General features: G+C 44.4%; 13 protein-coding genes. 10 read left to right on the top strand and 3 right to left on the bottom strand.

The genetic code is table 11. The annotated features are described in order from the left end of the window. The first annotated feature begins 122 nt into the window (after nt 1–122). From FAZ19_RS21160 to FAZ19_RS21145, 4 genes are all read left to right on the top strand, one after another. Nucleotides 123–725: an RNA polymerase sigma factor gene (locus FAZ19_RS21160; protein WP_136822766.1), complete on the top strand. Its 603-nt coding sequence runs from the start codon at nt 123–125 to the stop codon at nt 723–725. 117 nt (nt 726–842) lie between these two features. Further along, on the top strand, nt 843–1,991 hold the full coding sequence (locus tag FAZ19_RS21155; RefSeq protein ID WP_136822765.1) for a FecR family protein: 1,149 nt from the start codon (nt 843–845) through the stop codon (nt 1,989–1,991). A 300-nt stretch (nt 1,992–2,291) separates the two neighbouring features. Beyond that, nucleotides 2,292–5,891, top strand: coding sequence for a SusC/RagA family TonB-linked outer membrane protein (locus FAZ19_RS21150; protein WP_169305732.1), 3,600 nt, complete (start codon nt 2,292–2,294; stop codon nt 5,889–5,891). A 19-nt stretch (nt 5,892–5,910) separates the two neighbouring features. Continuing rightward, nucleotides 5,911–7,278 (top strand): RagB/SusD family nutrient uptake outer membrane protein, encoded by a 1,368-nt coding sequence (locus tag FAZ19_RS21145; RefSeq protein WP_136822763.1) that lies wholly within the window; start codon nt 5,911–5,913, stop codon nt 7,276–7,278. Between the two features lie 454 nt (nt 7,279–7,732). On the opposite strand, the gene FAZ19_RS21140 is transcribed toward FAZ19_RS21145, so the two are convergent. The 3 genes from FAZ19_RS21140 to FAZ19_RS21130 all read right to left on the bottom strand — a co-directional run bounded on the left by FAZ19_RS21140 (nt 7,733) and on the right by FAZ19_RS21130 (nt 15,127). Continuing rightward, a complete protein-coding gene (locus FAZ19_RS21140; protein ID WP_136822762.1) occupies nt 7,733–9,103 on the bottom strand; it encodes a RagB/SusD family nutrient uptake outer membrane protein in 1,371 nt (456 codons plus the stop codon). A gap of 202 nt (nt 9,104–9,305) precedes the next feature. Further along, nucleotides 9,306–12,839: a SusC/RagA family TonB-linked outer membrane protein gene (locus FAZ19_RS21135; RefSeq protein WP_136822761.1), complete on the bottom strand. Its 3,534-nt coding sequence runs from the start codon at nt 12,837–12,839 to the stop codon at nt 9,306–9,308. Between the two features lie 266 nt (nt 12,840–13,105). Further along, nucleotides 13,106–15,127 carry a tetratricopeptide repeat-containing sensor histidine kinase gene (locus FAZ19_RS21130; RefSeq protein WP_136822760.1) on the bottom strand — a complete coding sequence of 674 codons (2,022 nt, stop codon included), beginning with the start codon at nt 15,125–15,127 and terminating at the stop codon, nt 13,106–13,108. A 324-nt stretch (nt 15,128–15,451) separates the two neighbouring features. Between FAZ19_RS21130 and FAZ19_RS21125 the strand changes: the two genes are divergently transcribed. The 6 genes from FAZ19_RS21125 (at nt 15,452) to FAZ19_RS21100 (ending at nt 24,609) form a co-directional block, all read left to right on the top strand. Next, a complete protein-coding gene (locus tag FAZ19_RS21125) occupies nt 15,452–16,180 on the top strand; it encodes a LytR/AlgR family response regulator transcription factor (protein WP_136822759.1) in 729 nt (242 codons plus the stop codon). A 185-nt stretch (nt 16,181–16,365) separates the two neighbouring features. Then, nucleotides 16,366–20,169, top strand: a complete 3,804-nt coding sequence (locus tag FAZ19_RS21120; RefSeq protein ID WP_136822758.1) for a PAS domain-containing protein — start codon at nt 16,366–16,368, stop codon at nt 20,167–20,169. Between the two features lie 178 nt (nt 20,170–20,347). Beyond that, on the top strand, nt 20,348–20,815 hold the full coding sequence (locus FAZ19_RS21115) for a hypothetical protein (RefSeq protein WP_136822757.1): 468 nt from the start codon (nt 20,348–20,350) through the stop codon (nt 20,813–20,815). Nucleotides 20,816–21,176: 361 nt separating this feature from the next. Next, on the top strand, nt 21,177–21,545 hold the full coding sequence (locus FAZ19_RS24155; protein ID WP_136822756.1) for a hypothetical protein: 369 nt from the start codon (nt 21,177–21,179) through the stop codon (nt 21,543–21,545). A gap of 148 nt (nt 21,546–21,693) precedes the next feature. Beyond that, complete coding sequence (locus FAZ19_RS21105; RefSeq protein WP_136822755.1) at nt 21,694–22,620, top strand: hypothetical protein; 927 nt, start codon at nt 21,694–21,696, stop codon at nt 22,618–22,620. Nucleotides 22,621–22,626: 6 nt separating this feature from the next. Beyond that, nucleotides 22,627–24,609: a TonB-dependent receptor plug domain-containing protein gene (locus FAZ19_RS21100; RefSeq protein WP_136822754.1), complete on the top strand. Its 1,983-nt coding sequence runs from the start codon at nt 22,627–22,629 to the stop codon at nt 24,607–24,609. Nucleotide 24,610: the final 1 nt, after the last annotated feature.

Below are 24,610 nucleotides of genomic sequence, written 5' to 3'. Positions count from 1 at the left end.
TATTTAAGGCCGGGCAAACACATATTCGCCCGGCCTTTGTTAATTTATACGGCTTTTTAACCATAATTTGTCTATGTGCTAAAGTTTTCTTTACTTCGCTTTATACCAGCCTAAACAGGATAATGGAAATTGCTTCGGCCCCCGATGAAATGGATTTATTGCGTAAGCTTCGCGAGGGTGATGTGTCGGCCTTTGAACAGCTTTACGGTCAATACAAAATCAAACTGACCGGTAACTTGTTGCGGATGCTAAAATCGCCGGAATTGGTCGAGGACGTGCTCCAGGATTTGTTTTTAGGACTCTGGGAAAATCGCGCACGTATCGATCCCGAGAGATCCATAAGACCTTACCTCTTTCAAAGTGCCGCGAATAAAGCAAAAAATATCTTTCGACGTGCTGGCTACGAACAAAAATTCCGCGACTACCTGTTGCCACAATGGAGTGAATATTACAGCCATGTAGAAGAATTGTTAGTGTTAGAAGAAAATAAGCATTTGCTTGATTCCCTACTCAACCAGTTGTCTCCACAGCAGCGCACAGTATATTCCTTGTGCAAACTTGAAGAAAAGAGCTATAAAGAAGTAGCAGCAGAGTTGCATATTAGTGAAACTACCGTAAATACTCATATACGCAATGCGAATCTGCTGCTTAAAAAGTTGACACAAGAAGATCCTCGGTTTCTATCCTATTTTTTTGGTTTTTTTGTGATGCTTTCGCTTCGTTAAATATAAATTTTCTTCTTATCTCCTGAATTTGAACTGTTATTGTGTGTTTTCTTTAAAAAAATATGCCTTTTGTCTACTTGGATTTTCCCGTTTACGTGTATAGATAGTAAATGCGCGATGGAAAATCAATCAGAAATCCATATTTTATTTCAAAAATACCTTTCCGGAAATTACTCCGAGAAGGAGCTGGATGCCTTGTTGGCTTATTTTCAGTTTCATGTCGATTCAACAGATCTCACGCTTCGGATTCAACAGGAATTAGATCGTCACGTTGATGCAAAGCAGCCGGAAATCGAAGCGTTGGCCGATGCCATAGGCATCCGTTTACTGCAACGGATTAATCCGCCACAACCTATTCGTCGGTTTCCGTATACGCGCGCAGTGGCTGCTGCGATCCTGGCTATTACACTTTTGGGGTTAGGAACGTTTTTTTTCCTGGAGAAAAAAGAAAAGCAGGCCGTCGAGTTGGTGAGCAAATATGGTGGCGATGTGCTCCCTGGAGAGCAACGTGCTGCGATTACGCTAGCAGACGGCACACGTATTGTACTCAAAGAAGATAAAGAAGGTATCCAGGTAGCAGATAACCGTGCGAACTATACCGATGGTACGGGAATCCCCCTACAGGCCTCTTCTTACGCGACATTAACCACCCCAAAGGGGGGGTACTATAAAATCACCTTGCCCGATGGTACCGTCGCTTGGTTAAATGCCGCGTCATCGCTCCGGTACCCGACCTCATTTACAGGTAGCAAGCGCGAAGTCGATTTAACCGGAGAAGCCTATTTTGAGGTAAAATCAGATCCGGAAAAACCATTTATAGTGCGCTCTGCAGGACAAGAAATTAGCGTGTTGGGCACCGAATTCAATGTTAATACCTATGATGGAGCATCGCGGCAAGTCACTACTTTGATACAGGGACGGGTAGCATTGAAGAATAGCATATCGCAGCAGACCCAAGTCCTAGCCCCGGGACAGCAAGCTGTTGTTTCTGGTGCGAAAACAGCTATACAGCACATCGAAGATGCCCTAGACTACGCCGCCTGGAAAGATGGTTACATTATTCTCGACGCAGTGCATCTCCAAGATATCATTCCCCAGCTTGAGCGTTGGTACGATGTTACTTTTGATGATAAAAGCCGACCAACCGAAAAGGCCTATATTGCGTTAAACCGGGAAACCCGATTATCCGAAGTGCTTGAAGCCCTAGCACTGAATTATAACGTTACATTCAAGATCGAAGGGAGGAGGGTAATGGTCACAAAATAGGAGAATTTCTTCCGGTCTTGGCACATAAAAATGCCGAAAATGGGTGCAAGCATTTTCGGCGATAGTGCTAGACCAAAATGTTACTGTGTATGTAATCAAATCTTTAACCTAGCAATACAAACTTAGACAAAATAACCTGAAACACAAAGGCGGTTTTGTGGGCTGACTAACGGCCAGGGGTCTGTATTGCATAACAAAATGCTTGTTATGAATATGAATATCGAAAACGGTTCCGCGATTCTACGATTAGTTTATCAATGTAGCCCGCGTGATAGTTTTTCACTAAAAACATTGCTTGTTATGAAGCTTTTCTTTTTTTTGACTTTTGCTTTATCCTTTAGCGTATTAGGGGATGTATTGGGGCAGAAAGTCACCGTGCAGGTGCGACAGGCATCCTTTAAATCTGTTGTCAAAGAAGTGCAACGGCAGTCGGGATATTCCTTTATTATGAAGGATGAGCTGCTTAGACAAGCAAAAGCCGTGACGATCCACGTTTCGGGTCAAGATGTATTGGAGATGCTGCCTATGCTGTTCAGGAATCAGCCGTTCGGCTATCAGGTAAATGGCAAGATCATATCTGCAATGCCTTTAACTGAGACGACAGTGTCCCCTGTGGTTGTTTCTCCCGTTACAGTTCTAGAACAGCAGAGTCCTACACAAGGCCGGGTTACGAACGAGCTGGGCGAGCCCTTGGTAGGCGCTTCGGTAAGGGTAAGGGGTCAGGATAAGGCCACCTTGACCGATCAAAATGGACGCTTTTTACTTAACGATGTCCCAAGAAGAGCCATTTTAGAAATTAGTTATATCGGTTATACGGCACTCGAGCTACGTGCTACGAACGATCTAGGTACGATTATGTTAAAAGGCGAGGCTGCAGACTTGCAGGAAGTTGTCGTATCTACCGGGTACCAGCAATTGCCACGCGAACGCGCTACTGGATCTTTTGCTGCCGTGTCTAACGAGCTACTCAGCCGGAAACCGACTATGAATGTTTTGGATCGCCTAGAAGGCCTTGCCGGTGGTTTAGTGTTTCACCGAAACAGTGCAAGCGGCGAGCCAAGCTTAGTTGTTCGGGGGCGAAGCACCATTTACGGAGACGATCAGCCCTTGGTTGTAGTGGATGGCTTCCCTATCGAAGGAAGCCTCAATAGCATCAATCCCAATGACGTTGAAAATATTACGATCCTGCGCGATGCCGCTGCCGCTTCGATTTGGGGTGTACGGGCGGCTAACGGCGTGATCGTGGTCAGCACGCGTAGAGGCGCATTTAATGAACGGCCTACCATTGAGCTGCGTTCGCAGGCACTCGTCGGAGACCGTCCCGATCTAAGCTACCTGCCTTATATGTCTTCATCAGACTACATTGATCTCGAGCGGGCCTGGTATCAAGACGGCCGTTACGATCAGTACTTGAGTTCACCTCTGGATGAGCTTCCGACGCTCTCGGAAGTCGTACAGCAACTCATGGATGTGCAACAAGGGCGTTCCACGCAACAACAGGCCGATGCGTATCTCAACGATCTTCGAGGTGTCGATGTACGGAAAGAGTATGCTGATGTCTTCTACCGGAACCGTGTCCATCAGCAACATCAATTCAACATGCGTGGCGGAAGCGAACGTGTACGCTATATGTTTTCTGCAGGGTACGACCGGGATCAATCTTCCGAGCGCGGAAATGGTACGGATCGCATAACGTTGCGGGGAGACAATACCTACCAAATTATGAAAAGCCTGCAGCTAAACGTATCACTTAACCACGCTTGGAATGGGCAGCAACATAATGCTATGGGGCTCTACGGTTTTCAGGGCGAGACGGGTGGTAACCTCGGGTCTGTCGATGCAAATCAATATGCCTTTTATCCTTACCAACGTTTACGTGATGCACAGGGCAATGCCATTTCCATAGCCCGGGATGTACCTTTCCTATACGATCAACAGCTGCAGCAGCAATACGGGATGCAAGATTGGAGCTACCGGCCAGCCGATGAAATCAACTTACGGGATAACCAGACGAAGCAGCAGTATAGCCGTATTGCGGCAGGCCTTGAATACAAGTTGCCCTTGGGTTTCAGTGCAGACCTACGCTATCAATTCGAGCGGGATGTGATTAGCGGCCGCGACCTGCGCCCACTCGATATGTACAGCACCCGGGATCTGATCAATACGTACAGCGTTAGAGATCCAAACGGAGATAACGGTTTACGTAGGGCGGTTCCAGTTGGGGATGTGTTGATTAGCAACGCTGGACAGCGTAGTTCGCACAACTTTCGGGGGCAGCTAAATTATAATGGCGGCTGGGCAGAACACCGGCATCGCTTGTCGGGTATAGTAGGGATGGAGGTTCGCGATATCCTGTACGATAATATGCTAAATAGCTTTTACGGCTACGACGATCGAACCTTGCAATACACTGATATGGATAAAATGGCATCGTACGAGCAGTTTACGATGCCGTTTGCCTTGCCTTTTGAATTTGGAGGTGGTATCCAGGATAGAATCAGCCAAGAGTGGAACCGGTATGCCTCGTTCTATAGTAACGTGTCGTACACCTACTTAGACCGTTACGTTGTATCGGCAAGCGGACGGATCGACAAATCCAGTCTATTTGGCGTTAATCCTGCCGATCGTAATGTGCCGCTATGGTCTTCTGGTCTAGCCTGGAACATTAGCAGGGAGTCCTTTTTCCCTACAAGCGGCATCTTTTCGGAACTACGTTTCCGCAGTACGTATGGGTTCAATGGGAATGTTAGTGCCGCGCAGACTTCGTTTCCCATAGCGTGGGCCGGACGCGATTTTATGACCCGACTTCCAACGGCAAATATTACGTCGCCAGCCAATCCGCTGTTGCAGTGGGAAAAAGTAAGTCAATTAAACCTGGCTGTCGATTTTGGTTTGTGGAACAACAGGTTATCAGGCCGTTTGGAATGGTTTACAAAGCGAGGACAGGATCTATTTGGTGATCATTTTCTGGACCCTAGTAGTGGTTTCAGTACCATTCAGGCCAATGTGGCGACAATGCAGGGCCGTGGTTTCGATTTCGAACTCAATGCCCGAATTGGTTCGGTGCTACGTTGGGATACTAAATTATTGTTTAGTCACGCGATTGATCGCGTGGAAGATATTGCCTTAATTGGCTCAGGAAGCTTCTCTTCCGGAGTCACAGCAGGCGGAGGTTTTTTAACAGGAAACCAAGGTTATATGCTGGCTGACCGAGAAGTTTTCCCACTATCGGGACGCCCCGTATATGCCTTGTATAGCTATGCTTGGGGAGGCTTAGACAGTGACGGAAATCCTCAGCTCTTAGATGAACATGGCGCATTAGGCGATTATGCATCGATTTTGGGTAGCCTGCCCGCAGATAAGTTAGTTTATCACGGCCCCGCTCAGCCCCGTTTTTACGGTGGATGGACGCACAACTTGTTTTACAAGGGTATTGGACTGACAACCACGTTAACCTACAAATTAGGTCACTATTTCCGACGTTCTTCTATTAATTATTACGGATTGGCAGGTACGGATATGTTTCGTTCAACGGGACACAGCGATTACGCTTTACGCTGGCGAGAGCCTGGCGACGAAGCTCGTACGGATGTACCGGCCTATCCTGGTTATAATCTATTTGATACCTACCGTGACGAAGCGTATCGATATGCCGATATTCTTGTAGAAAGTGCTTCGCACGTTCGTTTAAAAGATATTACCCTTTCCTATAATTTGAAAGGCAAATGGATGGAATCGCTTTCGTTGCGTTCAGCTCAGATTTACGCCTATGTAGACAATGTGGGAATACTTTGGCGAGCCAATAAACATGGAATCGATCCCGACTTCGTGCCTATGGGCTATAGCAATTTTTTGCCGTTGCCGCGTACGTACACTTTTGGAATTACGGTCGGATTTTAACACATAATACACACGAGTAATGAAACTATTGATTAAGAAATATAGCGTAGCTTTGCTAATCACCCTTATACTTAGCGGGTGTGAGAAATTTGTAGATATCCAACCCAAAGGACAGCTTATCCCTACCACAGTAGAAGACTTTCGTAGTTTGCTGGATCATGTGCAATTTATGAACTTTACGGGGAGCCTTGGGGAGCTTGCAGCAGACGATATTTATTTCAACGATGCCCAATATCAAAGTATTGGCAGTCCCTTCGAGCGTAACACCTATGTATGGAACCGAAATATATATATGCCGCAGGATCAAGCGGTCGATTGGAATACGCCCTTTTCGCGAATCCACACTGTTAATGTGATTCTAGAGGGACTTCTCAAAACCGATACGGGTACGCCATTGATGCGGAGTACAATAGAAGGTGAAGCACTTTTTCAACGGGCGATAGCACACTTTGAGGTAGCTAACTTGTATGCTAAAAATTATAACCCCGCTACTGCGGATACCGACTTAGGTATCCCTATTCGTCTTGCATCCGATGTCTTCGTACGGTCTGTCCGCCCGAGTTTGGCGGAAACCTATCAACAGATCTTAGATGACTTACACACAGCTATCCCGTTGTTGCCTCGGAAAGCTACCGTAGCCACCCGCGCATCCCAAGTCGCGGCATACGGCATGTTGGCACGTATCTATCTCGATATGAGTGATTACGAGCAAGCCTTAGAAAATGCGTTGGCAGCGCTTGCGATACAGCCCGATTTGATGGATTATAATGAACTAGATCCCGAGGGTTGGCCTGTCTTCCCGGAGCTAAATGTAGAGACCGTGTATTTTGCAACGGTACCTAATTTTGGATACAGCTTTAACTTTACTTACCGAGTAGCAAAGTCATTTTACGACAGCTATACCGATAGCGACTTGCGTAAAAGCTTGTACTTTACCATTCAAACCGGATCAGATGGTACAACAAGTGAGAATTTTAGCAATACCTATAGCGGCTCTTGGAACCGGTTTACAGGTTTAGCGACCGACGAACTGTACCTCATTGCTGCCGAGACCTACGCCCGTACGGGAGGTTATGTGCAAGCCTGTCGGTATCTTAATACGATGTTGGAGACTCGTTTTGAAACCAATACCTATGTGCCGTTTGCATCGTCGGATGAGACAGCGATCATAAAGCGTGTCCTATTAGAAAGACGTAAGCAACTGGTCGGACGGAACCGAAGATGGTTTGACCTTAAGCGTGTTCAGCACGATCCGCGCTTTGCCGTTACGTTGGAGCGTACTGTCCTCGGAACGAACTATAGCTTGCAGCCAAACGATCCGCGTTACGTATTTCCGATTCCACAATCGGTGATTAATGTAACCGGAATGAAGCAAAACGAACGTTAGTAACATATATATAAGATGATTTACAAGTTAGTTAATAAAGTGTAAGTTACTTGTTTATAGCTTTTTAGTGATAAAAAACAATTAATTAGCTGTTTTGGATGAAAGTGAGACGCTTTTGGATCAATTTTTGTTTAGTGTCACGAAATTAATATAATATACTAGAGCAGCTATGAAACGAGTAACGTCTGTAATGAAATTTGACTTTTTGAGAAAATCACCACTTTTTATGTTCTTATTTTTATTTTTTATTGCTATCGTTTTATTCGTAACTACATCCTACGTAGAAGTACGGTTTTAGGCTTGATCCACTTTGTAGGATTATCGGGCAACTGGAAAGATAGTACAAGTACAGCACGTTAAGTAAGCAGGATTAAAAAATCCTGTTTGCTAACCTATATGATTCATATAAGAGAGATCCTGAAGCTCCGCGCCTCAGGATCTCTTCGTTTATATATTAATTATATCCGTCGTTTTGATCCAACGATGGATTTAATCCCCTTTGACTTTCGGGGATAGGATAAAGGAAATAATCAGCGCTCTCCAAACCCTCGTATTTTTCCAGCGCTAGACCGGTACGGCAATAGTCGAACCAAGTCTCACCTTCAAATAATAGCTCCCGTTCCTTTTCTTCCTGTATTGCACGAATATATGCGTCAAGGTTTACGTAGGTTTCGATCGCTTTTACGACACCGGCACGCGCCTGCACCTTTTCCAGTGAGGCGTATGAAGCCATACTCACGGCATTGTCCATACGCGCCTGTGCTTCCGCATGGATAAGATACACTTCCGCCAGCCTTATCAGCGGCACATTTTGTGTAGCCGGGGCATTATTTGGTAATTTTCCGATGTAATAGCGATCACTCGATCCAAGCTTAACCGTTACATCCCGCCGCTTGTCTGTCTCCTCATACAGTTCGAAAGGTATGGTTCCCTTTGCGAAAAATAACATACTGGCATTGTCATTTCCTACGGCCGCCAATGCGTTTGTAACCTGTTCGTCAAACTGCAATTCAAAAATCGCTTCGGCCGTGTTTTCTGCCCCCCAAATGCTGCCATAATCCTGCACAAGGCTGAATCTTTCGTCGTCGATTACTTCTTTCGCCAGCGTAGCAGCTTGGCTATAATCATTGCTAAAGGAAGCCTCGTATAAGTAAACCTTCGCTAATAGGGCCTTAGCGGCAAGCTGCGAAGCACGGCCTTTTGCCGTAGACACGTCTCCCGATCCATCAGTCAACAATGAAACAGCATCTGTCAGATCTGTTATAATCTGCGTATAGATTTCTTCTACTGTTGCTTGCGGGGTCGCTAGGTCGTCACCTTCTTCGGTCGGCATTGTCTCAAGCGGCACGCGTCCAAAGGCACGAACCAGGAAAAAGTATTCCAGCGCGCGGACGAATTTAGCCTCGCCTACAAACTTATTTTTATTTTCTTCCGATATAATGGCGTCATCCATCTCTGTGACACCTGCGATAATATTATTCGCCGCATTAATGGTCAGGTAGATACTTTTCCACATGTTTGCCGTCCATGGATTAATAGTTTGCACATTATAAGTGGCAAAATTTTCGTACTCCGCAAATTGACCACTATGTGAAACATGCTGTGCCGAAAATTCGGGTACAATGATCATCGATTGCCCATATCCAAATGAACTTAACATCGTGCGGTACATGCCTACCACGGCAGCGTTGGCATTTGTCTCCGAGTTAAAATAGCTATCTTTTGTCACTTGACTTAGTGGCTCCCGATCCAAAAATTTCTCGCAGGAAGTGAATCCGAACGTAAGGGCAGTCCCTAATAGTAATATATATGCTGTTTTTTTCATCCGTATATAATTATTTATGAGTATAAGTTTTCAATGGCATAAATGAACTCGTTACACTCGGTTTGTTTTTTAAATGTGATGAAGCTATCAGATTTTTCACAAGTATTTGTTAATTATGTGTTCAAGAACTCGCAAGCTCGGTTTATTCATTTCCTTGTGATTGAATAAATCATGATGGTTTCATTCGTATCCCTATAGCACGTTAAAATGTAAGATTGATACCTGTTGTGAAGATCCGGGGCTGCGGATAACTACCGTAATCGTAGCCATAGATCAGCCCTGTATTAGCGCCCCCGTGACTGGAGCTTACCTCTGGATCATATCCCCGGTATTTCGTAAAAACAAAAGCGTTCTGGACCGTAAAATACCAACGAAGCTTCTGTACGCGGATTTTATCAGTTACAACAGTGGGCAGCGTATAGCCCAATGTGATATTGCGTAGACGGAAGAAAGAACCATCCTGCACAAAGCGATCCGAAATGGCAGAATTGTCGAGGCTAGCCGGCGTTGGGCGTGGTACATCCGTAATATCGCCGGGCTGTCTCCAGCGATCTACCCAGTCTATAAAGCCATTACTACTCGGGTTTGATCCCCCCAGACCGGTCGCAAGATTATAATTAAACAGGTCATTACCGTATGTAAATTGCCCCATGATGCTCAGATCAATGTTTTTATATTGGAAGGTGTTGGTTATCCCTCCAAAGAAGTCGGGATTAGGGTCGCCAATTATGGTGCGATCTTCATCCTGTGTAGGGGTGGTCGGCTGTCCATCCTTTCCTAGGAAGTCAATGATACCTGTTTCAGGATTCACGCCAATCATTTTCCATCCAAAGAACGTACCCAATGGCCGTCCCACCTCTGCGATGTTCAGTTCACCTACACCACCACGAATACGCGTTACCCCCTCTGGTAGTGCGGTCACCTTGTTTCGGTTAAAAGTCATGTTCAGCGAGGTAGTCCATTTGAATTCCCCTACCAGATTGCGGGTGGTCAATTCAAATTCAAATCCCTTATTTTCAATATCTCCTGAGTTGGTAAAACGGTTTTCATACCCTGAATTTGTAAGTACCGGTACGCCGAGTAATAGGTCTGACGTGTTTTTTACATAGTAATCCGCTAGCAAGGATATTCGATTGTCAAATAGGCCAAGGTCTATACCAATGTCAAGTTGGCGCGTTGTTTCCCATTTTAGATCCTTATCTCCTAGTACATTAGGTACGAATCCTGGAAGCCCTAGATAATTTTGTCCACCAGAGTATAAGGAGTAGCTGGCATAGTTTCCGATATTCTGGTTACCCGTAATCCCCCAACTGGCGCGAACTTTAAGATCACTAAATACCTTGGAGCCTTGTAAAAACGACTCTTCAGATACACGCCAGGCTGCTGCGAAAGAAGGAAACGTTGCCCATCTATTATCTGCGCCAAAACGAGACGACCCGTCGGACCGAAGATTCGCCGTTACGATGTATTTGCTCATATAGTCGTAGTTTACCCGTGCAAATCCAGAGGCAATAGCCCACTCTTCTGGAAAGGAATTGGCGCCGGAAATAACTCCTCCCGCCGAGATGTAACCGATATCATTCGACGGAAAGTTGGAGCGCTGTGCATCTACGAACTCAAGTCGTGACTCCTGTACCGATACCCCACCCAGCGCATTAATATGGTGGTCTCCCCACACCTGATCATAAGTTAGTGTAGTTTCATTGATCCATAATTGATCGCGTGTATTCCTTCTTGCACCGATACCCCCTTGACTTTCAAATGAGCGCAGACCATTAGGTGGCATGAAGAAAGTTTCGTCAATAAAGCTGATATCCGTTCCAAATGCTGTTTTTAAGCGGAGCGATTCAAGGATACTGTATTCCGCACTCACATTAGCTAGTACCCGAAAGGTTTCCGCATTGTTGGTTGGGAGGCGTAGCATCGCAATGGGATTCTCCCGGCTGTTGCTGACCAGGTCATAATTATAGTTGCCGTTCGCATCGTAGATCGAGAGGTTCGGCGGCGTCACATAGCCATTTTTCGTTGCGCCCTCTTTCGAGTTTTCTTCCTGTACCCGATCGTTAAGTGCGCGTGTTAGGTTAACCGATGTGCTAAAACGTAATTTTTCATTTTGCTGATGATCCAAATTGATTCGTCCGCTGAGTCTACTAAAATTTGAATTCAACAGCACACCTCCCTGTTTCATGTATCCTACTGAGGTATAGTATTGAGTTTTATCGCCCCCGCCACTAGCCGATAGTTCATAGCTCCGGGTGGCTGCGGTACGAAATATTGCGTCTTGCCAGTCCGTATTGATCCCTGGATTAGCCAGTATGCTTTCTGGTATAGGTCTTTCTCCATCCGCATTAGGCTCAGTATACTTATAAAAATCCCGCATGTAATCTTGGTACTGCTCGGTATTCATCATCTTGTAGTACCTGTTTTTCGGAACTTCCGAATACCCTTCGTACATATTGAAACTAAACCGGTTAACATTGGCCTGTCCCTTTTTTGTTGTAATTAATACCACGCCATTTGCCGCCCTTGCACCATATATCGAAGAGGAAGCAGCATCTTTTAGTATTTCTACCGACTGCACATCCGACGGATTGATGGAAGCTAGCACATTAATACCTTGGGTGCCTCCTCCAAAATTAAAATTAGACCCCCCGGTAAAATTGGTTGTGCTATTTACCGGAATACCGTCTACGACGTAGAGTGGATCCGAACTGGCGTTAATGGAGGTTGTTCCCCGTATGCGGATATTAAGCCCGCCACCTGGCGACCCCGATTTTTGGGACACCTGCACACCACCTGCTTTTCCTTGTATCGCCTGTGTAATGCTGGGCAGCACTTCGTTTTCGATCTGATCAGAGCCTATACTCGATACGGCACTCGCCAAGGTAGATCGTTTCATGGTGCCATATCCAACAGCCACCACATCTACCGACGCAATTGTTTTCGACTCATTGGTCATTATCATGTCGATAGCCTGACGACTTCCCACGACCTCTTCTATCGTTTGATATCCCACCATACTGAACACCAGTGTGGCAGTAGGAGCAGCATTGATGCTGTATTTTCCCAGTTCATCAGTCTGCGTCTGCTGTGTGCCGTTCTTTACCGACACCGTTGCACCAGCAAGGGGGCCACTTTCATTCGTGATTACACCATTAACTAGGCCTTGCGCTGCGGTGGTCGTACTACTGTCCCCCTGTACTTTCGGAATAGTGCTCCTTGCGCTATCCGCTTGTGTGGTTGTTCCTACGACAGCGGTGTTGTTATCTGGTTGTTGTATTTCCGTCGCCTTTGCCGCTTGCTTCTGTACCGAATCCGCCTTTCGGGCTTTTTCCTCGGGTGTAACATCCGGAGTTTGTGTTAACGTTACCGTTAATGTCTTCTGATTGGCTATGTTTACCTCTTTGGGGGCAAAAGGCGATTTAACGAAAATCAATGTACCCGTCGGATTGGCCTTTATTGCAAATTCACCGTTTTCGTTTGAAGTAACCGAATTTGTCGTGTTTTTCTCCGTGACCACTACGGTCGGGAGCAGGTTGCCGAGCGAATCTCGCACTAGGCCTTTAATTTCCGAAGAATCCTGAGCTCCAAGTTTTGTGATCGCAGTAGGAGAACCGCTTTTCACCATGAACGTGGACGCTGCTAGATGCGTTGTTGTGGCAGAAAGAGCTCCCTGGGAAGGAGAGGTAGCATATCCGAGCAACAGCAGGGAGGCCGATATAAATCTGTAGTTCATATAAATTATAAAGATATTTAGCTAAAAAATAAGAAGATACGGTAGGGGCGCGCCTGTTTGATAAAACATTTGCGTCAGTTGAGTGTTGATTTCTTTTGTGTCGATTCGTTTGTTTCAAGTTTGTTACAATGCGTAATTCATCACATTATAACGGCTTAATCTTTTTTTTGTTTTCGCTTTGCAGAAAAAAAAATCGAAATAGGTGTTTTCCCGACTAGAGTAGATATGCAATTCAGTGGGTGGTTAGAGGGTGCCTATCTGGTCGTTTATTGTAGGGTCGAACGAGACGATTCTGCAGATATTTTCGGGAACCATATTTGGGAAATAGTTCCCTTTCCTTCTCTCACATCCTTTTCTTTGACCTCTAAACTCGATTTTACGGCATCAAAATTCCTGTTTAAGATTTCCAATCGTTCCTTGATCGATTCCAGTCCGATCGATTGTTCTTTATAATCCGATGGTTCAGTATGTTTTTTTGCCTGCTGCAGACCGATACCATTATCGATTACGATTAGTTTGATATAGATTTCGTCCTGTATCAGCTTCACATGGAGCTGCTTTTCTGAGGTAGTAGCATGGCGAAGTCCATGGTGGATTGCATTTTCGACAAGCGGCTGCGCTAGCATAGGCGGAATCATCAACTTTTCCATATCGATGGTTTCGTCCACCTCGAAGTGATAAGAAAATTGGTTGTTGAAGCGGATGGCTTCTAGCTCGGTATATAATTGAAGCGCCTTCCATTCGCGGGCAATCTTTACCATACTTCGCGTAGAATTCTCAAGAATGAGTCTGTTAAGCATAGCAAATTTTTGAATCAATCGACTCGCTGTCTTGGGTTCATTGTCTAGAATAAAGGATTCGATGTTGTTCAATACGTTGAAAATAAAATGTGGATTCATTTGCGAACGAATGGCTTTTAATTCGCTTTCTGTAATTTTGTTTTGAAACAGCAACGTTTCTTGGATCTTGTCAGCCTCTTTTTTTGCGATGTCGCTCTTCAATCTAAGCTGGTTCAATCGATATCGATTTAAAAAGTACATAAAGACGAGGATCAAGATAATACCGGCAATGATGCCATATAGCCAAAATGATTTCAGCCGCAATTTTGCCAGAGAGATCTGCTGATCTCGTAGGGCAATTTCCCGCTCGCTTTGTATATTGCTGATTTTATTCTTTATCTCCTGCGAATAGAGTGAATCATTGGAGTCGTGAAATTCCCTGAAATTATAATATGCATTCTTAAAGTCACCCTGCTGTTCCTGTACTTCCGCAAGTGTGCCTATGAAATGGCTTTCAAATTCTTTATTTTTGGTGTCCTTAGCCAACTGAATAGCCTCTTTGATATAAAGTTCGGCATACTGTAGGTTTACATTGTTGGGGTGGTTTGTTTTGGGACCTGCTAGGTAGAGGTTTAGGTAGGTATAACCAAGATTTCCCAGATTTACCATGGCATTAAAATGGGTAGGGTTTATCTCATCCCATATCACCTTCGATTTTAATTGAAAATCAATAATTTTTTGATAATCTGGTTCGTATAGTATTGCAATTTGCGAATACAAGATCGCAACACCTGTTTTATTTTGTTCTTTTTCATAAAGCCGTAGCGCTTTATATAAGTATTTTTCAGCCTCGGGGATATTACCTTCACTCTGATAGTTAAGTCCAATTCCGTTTAGTGTTTCTGCTACTTTAGACCACTCTTTCTCCTCTTCATACAGTTTAAGGGCTTTAAATTTATAATCATATGATTTTTTAAAGTCATTTTGTTTAAAGCTGATGATGCCCAGATTCAAAAAGCCTAGGGCAATTAAGCTTTTATCGTTTATCTCTTCGGCGATCTGTAGCGAGCGAGAGAAAAACTCCATCGCCTGTACATCTTCTGTTTTTTGAGCGTGTACAGTGCCGATGTTGTTTAATATTTGGGCGATTAGCCGTTTGTTATCAAGCTTTGTAGCGATTTTTAATGCCTGATTGTAGTTTTCGGTTGCTTCATCATGCCGCCCGGTTTCATTGAAAATCTCTCCACGGGTGAGATGCGCGTGACTTAGCCCCCTGTCCCAGTTTATCTTTTCTGCCAACTCGATGGCTTCGTCAAGATACGCAGCGGCTTTTTTAAGGTCTTGGGTTTTGTAATACAGGCCAACCTCATGTAATAGTTTTATTTTTGTGCTGTCCACTTTAGCGGATTGAATTTCAAGGATTACGGAGTCGATATTCGTCTGGCCGAAAGCTGAACCCGACAACCCGAGTATTAACAGGTAAAAGAAGCTATGCGTATGTTTATTCATATTGATAATCGATTTAAGTCATTGATTACTAAGTAAATTAATAATAAAATTAATAAAAGACGATAACTAATCACTAAGTAAAGTGGGCGGTTCACGCATTTAAAACCTCCATTGGCTCGATTAGTAAAATGGGAAGCTAAAAATACAGCTTATTTGCTTCTATTTAGCCGTAAAGGTTAGGCGGTAGAAAACGGGATTTAGCGAATGAGTTGCAAAATCTGTTACATTTTTTAAAAAGAAGCTGTTAAAGTTGTATACGGTGTAAATAAATAGTGTATAAATGTTTGAAAAACACGAAATTAGCAGAGAGAAAAAAATAAGTACATGTTAAAAGCAGTTATTTTAGACGACGAACTGCGTGGCAGTAAGCTGTTGCAGCATAAATTACAGGCCTTTGATCAGCAGTTACAGGTCGAGGCGGTATTTAACGATCCTTTGCTTGCCCTGTCCGGAATAGCGGTTTTAAAACCTGATGTACTTTTTTTGGATGTCGAAATGCCCATCCTGAATGGTTTTCAATTTTTGGAGAAATTAGGGTCCTTTGATTTCGAAGTAGTGTTTGTTACCGCTTTTAATGCTTACACCTTGGATGCACTGCGGATCAATGCGTTAGATTATCTGCTCAAACCTGTCGACAACGACGAGTTGCAATGTGCGATTGACCGTTTGCATGAAAAACTAGCGAGGAAAAGAGTATTCATGGCCGATTCCTCGACACCCCTATCAGGAAGTAGACGTATTGCGCTCCCTACTGCCGAAGGTGTATACCTTGTAAAAAAGACAGATATCATGCGGGTGGAAGCGATGAGTAATTACAGCACGTTCTATCTGGCAGAAGGAAAAAAAATTGTCGTTTCTAGGACATTGAAGGAATTTGAGCAGCTGTTAACGGAACCATTTTTTATCCGCATCAGCCGCTCAGTCATTGCAAATCTTGATTATGTGGCTAAATATCGAAAGGGAGACGGTGGTACATTGGAATTTGTAGACGGCGCGGAGATGGAGGTCACGTCCTCCCGAAAAGAAGCATTGCTGAAGATCCTATTCTCCTAATTTTCCTACGTCACGTAACAGCACAAAGAACATTTATTATCATAATTAGGGTCGTGAAAAATAAATTCACGATTTTATATGAAGCAATTAAATTGTTTCTAAAACGAAATTTATATAAGTTTGCGTAGTGTCACTTGATTTATGAAGGTCAAAAACTCACTATCCATGAAAGTTTAGCATCGCGTATGACGTCTCGACAACAAAACCCAGCATCATCAGATCATTCGAATGGATTTTTAGTCTTTTTACAAGACAGTGGAGAATGTGGACATCGTATTGCAAACTTTGATTGGGCAAGTACGGCGCTCGGCGCCATAGAAGAGTGGCCTTCCTCATTAAAGCAAGCTACTGCCACCATGATCACAAGCGGTGTGCCTACGCTGTTATGTTGGGGTACAACGTTTATTCAACTATTCAACAGGCCGTTCGAGACTATTGGTGCACTTCCATCCGCACTGGGAAGTCTTGCTGCAATCACAATGGCTACAGCGTGGGATAGGTTAGGGTCTGTTTTTGATCGTTCGTTGAAAGGTGAATCCGCTGTTATCCGAGATCATAAAGTTACACAGGATGGGCATAATCGTTTACGCGACCGTTTTTTTGATATTTTTTTTACGCCAATAAGAGATGAATTTGGTGCTGTACAAGGGGTAGGTATTACCTGTATCGAGCATACGACGACTACACAGGAGTTGAGGAAGCTCAAATCCTTTAAAGAGAATAGCGAGTTAATGATTCGCCAGGCACCCGTGGGCGTGTGTATTGTTGTTGGAGATCAATTACAGACTATTGAGGTCAATGATGCATTCTTAGAAATCTCAGGCAAGGAGCGAGAAGAATTTCTGCGCCGTCCGTACTGGGATGTCAACGGTGAGGTGAGGGAAGTGTATGAGCCAATCTCGCGAGCCGTGATGCAAACTGGAAAAAGCTATCAGGCCAAAGAGCATCGGGTTACCCTTATACGACATGGCGTACCCGAAATTGTTTACGTTGATTTTGTATATGAGCCATTACGCGATATAGATGGCCAAGTCATTGGACTCATGATTATTGCTATCGATGTAACCGATAAATCGACCGCCAAAATTATTTTGGAGGGAATTAATGAGGAGATGGCGACTGTCAATGAGGAAATGGTTTCAGCCAATGAAGAGTTGGTGACCACCAATGAAGATCTCGAATTTACGCAGCGCAAACTTCACGCTTTATTGGAAAGGCTGACAGAAAGCGAACATCAGATGAGGGAGATGGTCGAAAGTGCTCCTTTTCCGATCGGAGTATACATCGGCAAGGAGATGCGAATTACCCACGCTAATCAGTCCCTAAAAGATGTTTGGGGCAAGGGAGATGACGTCGTCGGGAAAACGTACGCGGAGGTATTACCCGAGCTGGCGGATCAAGATATCTATCCGCAGCTCGATCAGGTATATACCACTGGTGTTCCGTTTCACACTCGCAATCAGCTTGTGGTGTTGCATATCGGAGGGAAACCTCAGGATTTCTACTTCAATTATAGTTTTACGCCGCTACGGGATCATGAGGGTCAAGTATATGGCGTGATGAATACGGCGGCCGACGTGACTGACCTCTATCTGGCAAAGAATAAAGTGGAGCAGAGCGAACGCAACTTCCAGAGTATGATACAGCAGGCTCCCGTAGCAATGTGCCTCCTCTTGGGGCCTGAGCATACTGTGGCATTGGTTAATGATGCCATGATCGATATATGGGGCAAAAGCAGAGCCGAAGTGATGGATCTTCCGATTTTCGAGGCGCTTCCCGATGCGCGGGAACAGGGATTGGAGGAAGTTATGGCTCAAGTTTATGCTACTGGCATTCCTTTCACGGCTACGGAACAGCCCGTTTCGCTGATCCGTCATGGCGTACCCGATGTCGTGTACCAAACTTTTGTTTACCAACCCTACTACGGCGCAGATGGGTATATTCTGGGCGTGCTCGCTATATCGGTTAATGTCACCGAGCAGGTTAGCGCCCGTTTGGAACTTGAACGCGCTTACGAGCAGTCGCGTTTAGCAAAAGAAGCGGCTTCATTGGGTACCTTTGACCTGAATGTTGTGACCGGTACGCTGGAATGGGACAAGCGCTGTAGAGAACTCTTTGGAATACAAGATGATCGTCCTGTCAGTTTAGAGAAGGATTTTAAGGAGGCACTTCATCCTGAGGATGTCGATAGGGTACTCTGGGCGATGTCGCGGGCTATGGATGAAGACCGCTCTGGAGGTGCATATTCCACCGTATACCGTACCATTACCGGTGTTGGTCGTGAAGAGCGTTGGATAAAGGCCCAAGGGAAGGTATACTTTGACAAAGATTCCCAACCTCTGCGTTTGATTGGTTCTGTTTTAGATATTACAAACCAAAAATTCCATGAAATCCGGATCGAAGAGAATGCGGAGAAGCATGGCCGGCTGGCTGCGATCGTAGACTCTACTGAAGATATCATTATCAGCCAGAACCTGCATGGATATATCACGAGTTGGAATAAGGCCGCCGAGCGGCATTTGGGTTATACCCAGGAAGAGGCTATTGGGAAGCATATATCCATTATTCATCCCTTATCCCGGTTTGAGGAGGCCGCCTACCTCGCTTCCAAGATTAAATCGGGCGAGCAAGTTGTTAACTTTGAAACCGTTCGCATCGACAAAGAAGGTAATGAAAAGCAGCTATCGCTTACTGTTTCGCCTATTTTAGATGCGAAAGGTCAGATCATAGGCTCTTCGAAGATTGCCCGGGATATCAGTGCCCAGAAAGAAGCGGAGAAAACAACCCATCGTTATACCACGCGTTTGGAAATACTCAATAAGATGATCCAAACGGTCGCCGAAGAACTGGATTTGGATCATATCCTTCAAAAAGTAATCGATGCCACTGTCGAACTTACCGGCGCCACCTTCGGAAGCTTTTTCTACGCTAAAAAAGATATTGAGAATAAGGTACATCTCGTGTATGCTTCGTCGAGCAAGGAAGGTGCTGCATTCGCACCATCTGATATAGCTGCAAGTCAGGCCTTTTTCCCAGGCGTATTTGCGGATCTACACGTAGATCGTCTTGCAGACACACGACAAGATTCACGCTATAGACAGTACAAACAGCCATTCGGCATGCCATCAGCAGGATTTCAAGCGCTTAGCTATCTTGCTGTGCCTGTTGTGTCCCGCTCGGGGGAAGTGATCGGTGGATTGTTTTTTGGACACGCCGACACCGACCGCTTCAGTGTCGATCATGAGAGCCTTGTCGTTTCAATTGCTGCCCAGGCAGCTATCGGACTGGATAATGCCCAGCTCTACGAAAAGGTCAAAAGTCTAAACGACAAGAAGGACGAGTTTATCGGACTGGCCAGCCATGAATTGAAGACCCCGCTTACCAGCATCAACGGTTATCTTCAGATTGTAGAACGCTCCAGTCAAAATGAGCAGCATCATCGGTTTTTAAAGCGAGCTACCTTACAGGTCAAGAAACTTACCATGCTGGTAGACGACCTACTTGATGTATCTAAGATCGAAGCCGGAAAATTAAAACTGACCATTGCCGGATTTGACCTGCTCAATACCATCAGAGAGGCTATAGAACTGGTGACTCACAACAGTGAAAAGCACCAAATCACATTGAAGACCGACGTGGTGTCCTGCTTGGTCCAGGCCGATAGTCACCGAATTGAGCAGGTTATGCTCAATCTTTTAAACAATGCGATCAAATATGCACCGGGCAAAAACGAGATCGAGGTCTCGTTGCATACCACTGAGACCGATGCTCGGGTTGGTGTCAAGGATTTTGGTATGGGTATTTCTCCCGATAAGCAATGTAGTATTTTCTCCCGCTTTTATCGCATAGAAGAAAACACCGAGAATATTTCTGGCCTAGGTATGGGGCTCTTCCTCTCGCATGAAATTATAACCCGCCATCAAGGAAAAATCTGGGTAGACTCTGAACTTGGCAAAGGAAGCACATTTTGGTTTAGTCTTCCTTTGTAGCGAAATTGCTACTAGTTTCTGTGCCAGTACGTTTACGTACTTTAGGTTAAATTTTTATGATCCTTTTAATTTTTTTTTGTACGACTTTTTTATTTAGGCATTTTTTTTGATGTTTGTAAAGGAAAACTTACAATTGCGTAAGTGAACGGAAAAACAACAGTCTAATATTATTTAACGGATGCAAACGATCTTCATTGCTGGTAGCGGCTTGTTAGCCTTAGCCTTGATTCTTTTTTACCTGTACAAGCTGCAGCGACGCTTGCAACAGTATGCCCAGTTGCGTGTTAGTCTATTGAAAAGAGAGGGGAATACGCATGATAAAACGAAGGGATCTTTCATGTTTTATCTTAAAGCTCACGATAGCCGATTACGTCAAGTTGTCTTTACCAGTATACGCTTTTCAGACCCTGCATTGCAGGTGAACGCGTTTGATAAGCTATCTTTTGAAGTAAAAGCGTTTAACGAAGAGCTTCCTGCCCGTTCTATCGGTTTTAGTTGCCGAAGTAGTGCATTGAATAGGGTGGATACATCCAAGGCTGTATTGTCTATCAAAGGTTATGTTGTCGTTGAAAAGGAAGGGAAAACTGCATTTGCCTACCGTACGAAAGTAGAAATGATAACAGCCTCCGAGGCTTTACATAGCTAGTTAGTTGGAGTCACCTGTTTTATTTGCTGTTGAGAAAGTAAAATATGGCCAGTAAAGTGCGTTCCAATTCGGATCTATAGTAGGCGTCGTGTTAAATGTTCGTTAAAACAAGTCGTGCTACTTGCGTCTAAGGTAGGTTGTACGTATCTTTGAGCTTCATAATTTAGGTTAATAATTGGTTAGTTAAAGGTCTTGAAGCTCCCCGCTTCAAGACCTTTTTTTTCTGAAAGTGTCTATTTCTCAAAGGCCATCAAGAACTTTCATGCCTGTTGGTGATTCAATGGATCATGAAAGGTTTGTTTATGAGAGATTCTTCCGTATATTTGGTGCGTATCAGTCTGGATAGGAAAAAACGCAGATTTTGAAGGTTGTTTTTACATATGTTTTATTAATTACGTTGACATTGCAGTCATTTTACCGCAGTATCGCGGTTATGGACTATCAGATACACCTCCCCGAGTACTTATCGAAATGTATAAACAAAGCCCAACCTCAGCTTCATTGTAATGGTCAGTGTGTACTGATGAAGAAAATAAAGGAAAAAGAGAAAGACGAAACAAGAAGGAATTTTCTGATTTATGAGTACAGTGCATTATATATGCATAAAGAGTATATTACCTTTACCACATACCAGCCGCAGGAAGAAACCTCCGAAAGGCACTTTTCACCTTATTCGATCGATTACAGATTTAAGTACCTCATCCCCATATTCCGTCCTCCAATTAGCTGATCTATACCTATAGATCCGTAGCTATGTCAGCTTGACACTGCCACAAAAAATTTTATTAATAAAGCAAGCTTCATGGCCGTTTAAAAAACGGATCGTGTATGACGAGCTTATTGATGCATGGAGATAATTCTCATAACGATCATTTCGAATGAAAAAAACACTATTTTTTCTTGCCGCAGTGTGCATTGCGGTGGTATCCTGTACAAAAGATAAAACGGATTATGAAGCGGAAATAGATAAGGTAATTACCGAGCATACTGTGTTTAAAGAAGCTGCTGTCATCCGCAGCGAGGGGTATGACATCCGTATCGAAGCATTAAACGGAACTTTCTATAACGGCTATAACGAAATCCGTGTGAAGATTACGAATAGTCAGACCAACGAAAAAGCAAATGTATCCTCGGTAACCTATATACCGATTAGGACGAATGCCGACGGGAGTGAAATTTCCTGTCCCCACCAGTACAATCTGGTCTACCGGGCAGAGGACGACTATTTTTCGGGCCATTCGGTATTCACAAGTGAAAGTGGTGCCGATGGAAGCTGGACGCTTTACATGAGCTTTACAGTTGGGAGTCAAACCCATCTGGTGGAGGATAATATCTCGGTTCAGAAACAGCCCAACAAAAACCTGAATATGACGTCATTTATAGGGAAAGATAACGAACAGTATTTCATTGCTTTAGTGTCGCCACAAAAGCCGAAGGTTGCCGAAAACGAGTTGGTTGCCGGGATATACAAATTCAATCAACCGACCAGTCCCCCGTCCGGAAATTTTCCAGATCCGTCGCAGTTTTCATACACAGCGGTAAGGGGTTATACCTTACAGCTAGACCCGCGCATGCCGGAACCTTCTATGGGAAATCATTCGTCGCCCAATAATAAAGATCTGACACAGTACGAGGATGGCCTGTATCGGGGAATTGTTAACTACACCATGACGGGGAATTGGACGTTAAACTTTATCATGCTAAACCAAAACGGGCGGATTCTAAAGGGAGCCGAAGTGCCAACCGATTTTACACCGGGCGTGGAAGGGGTGAAAAGTGAATTACATCTTGACATTTTATTCTAAGATCACATGAAGAATTTACTTGCTGTTTTTGGGTTTCTTTTTCTTGGAGTATCTGCAAATGCCCAAAACGTACCAACGCAAACCGATAGTGCCACACGCATTGAAGAAGTAAAAGTCATTGCCAAGAGAAAAATAGAAACCGATATGAAGATGTCGGTTTCGGTGGATGAATTTTTAGCCTCTTCCCAGAAAATCAGCTTCATCAAACGAGGAGCCTACGCCTGGGAACCCCTACTCAATAATATGGGTACCGAGCGTTCTACCATTACGATTGATGGGATGCATGTTTTTGGCGCGTGTACGGATAAAATGGATCCGGTTACTTCCTACGTAGAAAGCAATAACCTTTCTGCCATAGATATCACATCCGGTCAAGAGGGCAGCCTACATGGCGCAACTGTCGCGGGAAGCATTGATCTAAAAAGAAAAAGTACCGCATTCGGCTTGGAAAAGAAATGGAACGGGGCCTACCAAACAGGGGTTGAGTTCAATAACAGGCAGTTTTTCAATCTCGGAAACCTATCTTATTCCGGCGAAAAGTTTGTCGCCGACGGAAGTATCTCTTTTCGAAAAGCGGGCAATTATTACGACGGGAACCAGGATGAAGTAAATCATTCGCAATTCCATAAGTTCAATACCTCGTTAGGTCTGGCGTATAAGACGAGTCCGCTTTCCTCGATACGGGTCGATGCGATCTACGACAAGGCAAAAGATGTCGGATTCCCTGCGCTGCCCATGGATCTATGGCTTTCCCGGGCAATGATTACATCCGTGGCCTACAAGCAATTATTTGAAGAAGGGTTAGTGAAAGTTTGGGATACCAAGTTTTATTTCAATACAATAGAACACTATATGGATGATACCAAGCGTCCCGAAAATTTGGTGCACATGGATATGCCGGGTTGGAGTACTACCTATGGATTAGTTTCCGGGGCCAATCTACAGCGTGGGGATTACAGCGCTGAAATCCAATTGAATGCGTACGATAACCTATCCATTGCAGAAATGACAATGTATCCGCAGGATCGTAGCAATAAGACGATGTTTGCCTACAGCTGGCCTTGGGTTACTACCCGCTTTGCAGGTCTTTCGATGAATAATTCCTGGGATATCTCGGAATGGAGCCGGTTGAATTTTGGAGGCTCCTTGGGTTTGAATTATAACCATTCCAAATACGTCGAGTTCAACTGGATTTTCCATCCCGGAACCCCACAGGAAAAATGCAGAATATTGCCAGGCGTGCATGCCAGTTATCAGCTGAATATAAACCAGTTTGATTTTTCTGTTGGCACGGGCTATGGGCATCGAGCGCCCTCTGTGTCGGAAGCTTACGGCTATTACATCTACAACAGTTTTGACCGTTACGATTATATTGGAAATCCCGACCTGAAAAATGAGATTTCCTATGAAGCCAATGCGAGTGCAGGGTTTAAAAGCGAGAGGGGCGCTTTAGAGGCCACGGTAAACTACTTTCATATCCAACATTATATCGTCGGCAAAATTCTGAGTCTGGGAAGCCCTATGAACTACCAATCGGTCGGTGTGAAAGGATACACCTCACTGAACCACGGCAAGCTTTTCAACGCAACGCTGCATGCTAATTACGATATCTTCTCGCATTTACACTGGAAAGGAACGCTAATCTATGCACGCGCCACGGACGATAACGGTGGGAATTTGCCGTTTATTCGCCCGCTGAGTTATCAAACATCCCTTCACTTTATGCACCGCAAATTTGGTATTCAGACTTCGTTGAATGGCGATTTTGCACAAGACAATTACAGCCCTGAATATGGTGAAGACCTTACGCCAGCGTATAGGATCTGGAATATCTCTGCGGATTACACCTTCGATTACAAAGGTTTTAAAACCGTTTTGCAGGTAGGTGCCGAGAACGTGTTTAATCAGTATTACAGTACATACGCAGATTGGGGTAACATTCCAAGAATGGGGCGTAATCTTTTCACATCCCTAAAATTTAATTTTTAAA

Origin of the sequence: Sphingobacterium alkalisoli, assembly GCF_005049105.1 — a bacterium.
GTDB classification, from domain to species: domain Bacteria; phylum Bacteroidota; class Bacteroidia; order Sphingobacteriales; family Sphingobacteriaceae; genus Sphingobacterium; species Sphingobacterium alkalisoli.
Note: the sequence above shows the minus strand (reverse complement) of the source record. Positions and strands in the feature narration are given on the sequence as shown.